General features: G+C 55.7%; 7 protein-coding genes and 1 pseudogene. 5 read left to right on the plus strand and 3 right to left on the minus strand.

Annotation, left to right across the window (positions count from 1 at the left end; translation table 11 throughout):
* Positions 1-243, plus strand: a 243-nt coding sequence (locus AAAB35_RS18160) for a hypothetical protein (RefSeq protein WP_340669681.1), incomplete at its 5' end; no start/stop codon positions are given.
* A 212-nt stretch (positions 244-455) separates the two neighbouring features.
* On the plus strand, positions 456-842 hold the full coding sequence (locus tag AAAB35_RS18165) for a flagellar export protein FliJ (RefSeq protein WP_340669682.1): 387 nt from the start codon (positions 456-458) through the stop codon (positions 840-842).
* Between the two features lie 56 nt (positions 843-898).
* Here AAAB35_RS18165 and AAAB35_RS18170 read toward each other — a convergent pair whose 3' ends face one another.
* Entirely contained in the window at positions 899-1,195 is a 297-nt protein-coding gene (locus tag AAAB35_RS18170) for a GNAT family N-acetyltransferase (RefSeq protein WP_340669683.1), read from the minus strand.
* Positions 1,196-1,258: 63 nt separating this feature from the next.
* Positions 1,259-3,370 (minus strand): carboxy terminal-processing peptidase, encoded by a 2,112-nt coding sequence (locus AAAB35_RS18175; protein ID WP_340669684.1) that lies wholly within the window; start codon positions 3,368-3,370, stop codon positions 1,259-1,261.
* 322 nt (positions 3,371-3,692) lie between these two features.
* Between AAAB35_RS18175 and AAAB35_RS18180 the strand changes: the two are divergent.
* Positions 3,693-3,983, plus strand: a pseudogene (locus tag AAAB35_RS18180) (paraquat-inducible protein A); the annotation flags it as partial.
* A 175-nt stretch (positions 3,984-4,158) separates the two neighbouring features.
* On the opposite strand, the gene AAAB35_RS18185 reads toward AAAB35_RS18180, so the two are convergent.
* Entirely contained in the window at positions 4,159-4,434 is a 276-nt protein-coding gene (locus AAAB35_RS18185; protein WP_081816000.1) for a DUF1153 domain-containing protein, read from the minus strand.
* Between the two features lie 268 nt (positions 4,435-4,702).
* On the opposite strand from AAAB35_RS18185, the gene AAAB35_RS18190 reads away from it, so the two are divergent.
* The gene (locus AAAB35_RS18190; RefSeq protein WP_340669685.1) at positions 4,703-5,326 is read left to right on the plus strand and encodes a TetR/AcrR family transcriptional regulator; all 624 of its coding nucleotides are present in this window, start codon (positions 4,703-4,705) and stop codon (positions 5,324-5,326) included.
* 6 nt (positions 5,327-5,332) lie between these two features.
* Positions 5,333-5,866 (plus strand): DUF6151 family protein, encoded by a 534-nt coding sequence (locus AAAB35_RS18195; protein ID WP_340669686.1) that lies wholly within the window; start codon positions 5,333-5,335, stop codon positions 5,864-5,866.
* Positions 5,867-6,063 lie beyond the last annotated feature (197 nt).

Below are 6,063 nucleotides of genomic sequence, written 5' to 3' on the forward strand. Positions count from 1 at the left end.
GAAATGGGTTGCCGTGCAATCCCGAAGCCAGGTCGCGAAACAAGCCGTTTCCATAACGTTAAGATTGCCACCGAATGGTTAACAAAATCTGATTCCGCTTTGCAAGTGCCCTCGACTCTTAATTTAGGGATCGCAGGCACTGCATTGATTCATAAGGTCAACTCACCCACCAAAAACCATCACATGATGCTTCAGGTTCAAGGTACAAGCGATTCATTCGACTCAATAAAAATCTCTGCCTAAAAACTTGAGGTTTCGATTTACCGAGCTTTAAGTCTTAAGGCGTATGATTAATGCTGAACGTAAAGGAATGGTTACCAGACGGGGCCGCCTTTAAGTTTTTGTTTCATTTTCCCGAAGTGATTCGGGTGGCATACCGGCTGGATGATCAGCTGCCTCGATTTGGCGGCATTCGCGTACCGGCCTTGTTGTGTGGCGTTGAGGGGGTAGTGAGTATGAAGTCGCATGAAGGTTTGGTCCGGCTGAAACTCTTTCAGGTCAAGGAAAAGCGCCGCCAACTCGGGCAGCTCGACCTGATGATGGGTGAATTCGAACGCATGGCCGCTGAACTGGACGCTCAGATCCTTTCAGAAGAGAAGAAGGCCGGCATTACCGACACGACGCACTTTGCCTATCCGACGTTTGCCAAGGCTGCCCGCCAGCGCCGTGATAACCTGTTCGATTCGATCCGCGACCTGAAGGCGCAAAAGGACGAAGCGGAAGCTGCCCTTGCCGAATCGGAGGCCGAGCTCGCCAAGGCGGAAGCGCTCGAACAGCGCGACGGCAAGCCGCGCGACATTGACGAGATTCCTGTTACAGACAAGCGGGCAATGATCGGATAGGCGGCGAAGCTTTTTTGAGAAATCAGCTCCCGCGGACAATCAATTCCCAAAGCGCCTCATCTCTGCTGGACGACGTCCGCCCACTCCTCGTGACGCAGCGATTGTGCCCGCATGAAGGGGCAAAGCGGGATGATTTTCCAGCCACCGGCCCGCGCATCCTCGACCGCATGAAGTGCAAGCGCCTGGCCGACGCCCTGCCCCCGCAACGCGTCCGGCACTGACGTATGGTCGATGATGATCAGATGCGGGCTGGCGCGTGAAAACGCCATCTCGGCCTCGTGTCCCGATACCACGGCCACATAGCGTCCGCCGCTACCCGTTTCCTGCTTATCGATACTGATCTGAGCTACCATTGCTGCACCACTTGCTATTTCTACCGCCAGCTCTCTCCGCCTGGCACCAATCACCAGTGTCGATCAATTGTTCTTTGCCGACTTGACTTTGACCAGATCGGATGCGTCGCTGAGTATATGCACCGTCTCATCCAGGAGAACGTCTTTTGCGTCCTTCAGGGCCTTCTCACTCGCTATATCTGCGCTCAAGCTGCGCTCGTTGGCCTGCAGTCCGTCTTCCTGAAACACAAGATCGGCCTGTGATACGGAACCCTTGCCGTCTGCTGCTTCACGCGCCTTCAGTCGGTTGATTTGGCGCTCCCTCTCAGCCCGCCTTTGGGATTCGTTGAGTGAGATAACTTGCTTTTTGCGCAGGTTATCGAGCTCACTGACGTCTTCAACGAGATCCTTGAAATCCTTGTCCGCTGTGGCGCGGGCGTCGTGGCGTCTCTGTAGCTCCGGCAGAACCGCTTTGATGTCACCGAGGGCTTTGAACTTCGCAGGCTTGATCTGCAGCCACGGCAGCGCGTTGTCGTAGCTCGACTCCCCCAGTTTCTCCTCGTCGGAGAATCCCGGCAAGACGATATCCGGCGTCACACCGCGAAGCTGGGTGGTGCCGCCATTGATGCGGAAGAACTGTGCGACAGTCATTTTGAGTTCGCCGAATTCCGGCTTTGCGTTGCGTGCTTCCTCGTCCAGATCGACGACTGTTTGAACGGTCCCCTTGCCGAAACTCGGTTCGCCAATGATGACGCCGCGGCCGTAATCTTGTATTGCGGCGGCGAAAATCTCAGAGGCCGAGGCGGAACCACGATTGATGAGCACCGCAAGCGGACCCGTCCAGAGAGCCGTTGCGCGCTTGTTGCCGTTTACGCTGATCTCGCCATCGCCGTTGCGCTGCTGCAGAACTGGTCCCTTGCCTACGAAAAAGCCGGTCAGTTCGATTGCTTGTGGCAAGGAACCTCCGCCATTGTTGCGTAGATCGATAACGACGCCATCGACATTTTCTTTTTCCAGTTCTGCCAGAAGCTTGGCGACATCGCGGCTGGCGCTCCGGTAGTCCTTGTCGCCGCGCCGCCGCGCATCGAAATCTTCATAGAATGTGGGCAACGAGATCACGCCGATCTTGCGCGAGATATCGCCGTCCTTGACAATCTGGACGCTTTTTTTGGCCGCCTGCTTATCCAGGCTGATGTTATCTCGCACCAGGGTGACCAGGCGATGCTTGCCGTCAGGTCCCGCATCGGATGGCAAGATATCGAGCCGTACGACGGTATCCTTCTCTCCACGTATCAGTTTTACGACTTCGTTGACGCGGGTGCCGACAACGTCAACCAGCGTGCCGTCCTTGCCCTGAGCAACGCCGACAATTCTGTCCCCGACCGTTAGCTGGCCAGACAGCTGGGCCGGTCCGCCCGGTACCAGTTCGCGTATGGTCGTGTATTCGTCGCGCTCCTGCAGTACGGCGCCGATACCGACGAGTGACAGTTTCATCGAAATGTCGAAATCCGATGCCGCCGCTACGCCCAGATAGTCGGTATGCGGTTCTATCGAGTTCGTGTAAGCGGTCATGAACGTCTGAAAGACATCGTCACTCTTGTACTTGTAGGCTCTGGCGAGAGAGTTTCCATACCGCTTACCAAGCGTTTCGCGTATTGTCGCCTCGGGCGTGCCCGCCAGTTTCAGAAGCAGCCAATCGTTTTTCACACGCTTGCGCCATAGGTCCTGGCTCTCTGCTACTGTTTTCGGCCAAGGCGCCCTCTCGCGGATGAGGGTGTACTCTTCCTTCTGACTGAAATCGAAACCCTGCTTCAGCAGTTCACGTGCGTATGTAAGACGCTCTACGTAGCGCTGCTCGTACACGTTGAAGATATCAAACGGAATGCTCAGATCGTCGTTAAAGATGGCATCATCGATTTTGTCCCTGTTGATCATGAATTGATCAATATCGGACTGAAGGAAAAAGACGCGTTCCGGATCGAGTAGTTCTATGTACCGGTCGATGATTTTGGCAGACAAGGCGTCGTTCAACGGCACCTTCTTGTAGTGGTAGTACGTCAGTACCTGCGCACTCAAATGCGCGGCCTTGGCCTGCTGCTCTTCGGGAGCGAGGACGGGCGGGGAGCCGGCCTCCAGCGCTTGTGCCGAGGACACAAAGGCCAGCAAAACAAACAGCAATCCGAATTTTGTACGCATAAGGTGCATCAATCCAATGTTCTGTGTCGATCAAACCATCAAGAATTCAAATATTCTTGCTTACCGCCAGTAATTGGTCGGCACTGTTTACCCTAACTATGGAGATCAGCCATGGGAAGGGCAATCGGCTACAACCGAATGTGATCTGGTGTGTCTTGTCGTCGCCATGCTTGACGGCCGCCTTTGGGTTTCGCATGCATATGCAAGATTAGGGTCTGGACCCTAACATTGGTTCGGGATCAGCATGTCGACAAGATCGTTCATTCCCATCTTCCTCTTCATAGCCACGTTCTCGCTTGCGCTGGGGATGACAATGCCGTTGATGAATGTCAGCAGGCTGTACTTCTTCGACGAGAATCCTTCGCTCCTCGGCATAATTCGATCGCTCTGGGTAGGCGGCGACTGGTTGCTGGCGTCTGTCGTCGGGTTCTTTTCGGTAATTCTTCCAGTCACAAAGCTGGCTGTCGCACAATTGGCGGCAGTTCAAGTACCAGCCGCCGCCCATGTTCTGCACCGGTGGATCAGCTACCTGTCGAAGTGGTCGATGCTGGACGTATTGCTGGTCGCTCTGGTGATCTTCGGTGCAAAGACAAGCGGGCTTGCCACCGCAATCGCGCAACCGGGCCTGTGGTTCTTCACCGCGTCCGCAATTCTTTCAGCCATCGCAACCCACCTTATCGTCGTCAAGGAAAAGCAGGCGGATAGTTGGGCAAGCACCCTGGTTTCGAAGCCAATGGAAAAAGGCTGGCCTTGCGACCAGCCTTTCCCAATCAGTCTTGCACCATCATCTAATGACGATATTGCTGTATCCGGGTCGTTCGAAGACCAGCCAGCCCATGATCGGAGATCGAGGACTGCCAGGACAGGAACTCCTCCACCGTCAATGTGTAGCGCTGGCATGCTTCCTCAAGACTAAGAAGACCACCGCGCACAGCGGCAACCACCTCAGCCTTGCGGCGAATAACCCAACGCCGCGTATTTGCGGGTGGAAGATCGGCGATGGTCAGCGGACTGCCATCCGGGCCGATTACATATTTTACTCTCGGTCGAACAAGATCGGTCATTGTACTCTCTACACTAAACTTCAAGACCTATCGCAGCAGACATTACATAGAGGGCTTTAATAATTGCCTAAACGCCGAGTCATTGTCTGGTAACCTCGGTTAATGGATCGGTACGCATTTCATTAAACTTTTGCCTGACTCCGAATATTGGGTGCCGGGCTCAAACCACGATCGCAGATTTGTTGGGATCGCACGCTCGACTCATCATGGCAAAAGCCAAGTCGGTCCGCCTCATTGACACATACCGACCATATGGTATGTTTTGCTCATGTCGAGACCAACATTACATTCGCCAGAACGCGGCAGCGCACGAACCCGTCTTCTCGAAGCGGCGCAAGACATAGTCCGCGCGAAAGGCTTCGCCGCCACAACGGTCGACGATCTCTGCAGGGCAGCCGATGTCACCAAGGGTGCGTTCTTCCATCACTTCGCGAGCAAGGACGCCTTGGGGGTCGCGGCGGCCGACTTCTGGGCCGAGACGACGACGGGCTTTTTCGAGGCAGCGCCTTATCACGATCCGGTCGACCCTCTGGATCGTGTTCTCGCCTATGTTGCCTTTCGCAAGGCGATCATCGCTGGCGACCTCGCGGAATTCACCTGTCTCGTGGGAACCATGGCGCAGGAGGTCTACACGAGCGCCCCGGACATTCGCGATGCCTGCGGCCGCAGCATCTTCGGCCACGCGGCCACACTCGAGGCCGACATCGCGGACGCGCGACAGGAGCGTGGCATCACGGACGATTGGACTCCAGAGAGCCTCGCGCGACACATGCAGGCGGTCATCCAGGGCGGGTTCGTCCTGGCCAAGGCTGGCGATAATCCCGAGCTTGCGCGAGAAAGCATGGATCACCTCGACCGGTACATCCGGCATCTGTTTCACATAGGAGGATGATACAAAATGAACCACATGAAAATCGGATGCGCCTGTGGACGGACAAGCCTTGAGGTGCATGGCGCACCGATCCTTGTGTCCGAATGCCTCTGCGACAGCTGCCGGAACGCCGCTGACCGGCTGGCAATCTTACCCCACGCAAAGAACATTCTCACATCCTATGGCGCGACGCCGAGTGCGGAATACCGCAAGGATCGTGTTCGGGTTCTGTCCGGCGCGGAGCACCTGCGCGAATTCCGGCTGTCAGAGGGCGCAGGCTCGCGCCGTGTCGTCGCGACCTGCTGCAATACGCCGATGTTCCTCGAAATGAAGGGGGCGCACTGGCTGAGTATCTATCTGCACCTCTGGCCGGACGAAGCGCGGCCGAGTGCCGAGATGCGAACCATGACCGGAGATCTGGCCGATATCTCCCACCTGCCGGATAATATCCCCAATCTGAAAAGCCATACAGTGTCCTTCTACGCAAAGCTCTTTTGGGCGTGGGTCGCCATGGGATTCCGAAATCCAAAGATCGAAGTTGCAGGGAAGATCGAGACCTGACCTTTCATCCGTCGGCAGATGGAGGCGACCGCTTTGCCCTTCAGAAAACTTTGATCGAGAAAAAGTCTTCCCGCACTTCCTGTTGGCAGACACGGCCAATTCACCTATATAGGGCCGACAACAGTGCTGCGCCTTTATGCCGCTGCAAAGAACCGGATCCGTTTATGACCTTGAATAGCCTCGATCTGCCGGGAAAG

Origin of the sequence: Phyllobacterium sp. (genome assembly GCF_037994425.1) — a bacterium.
Lineage (GTDB): Bacteria > Pseudomonadota > Alphaproteobacteria > Rhizobiales > Rhizobiaceae > Phyllobacterium.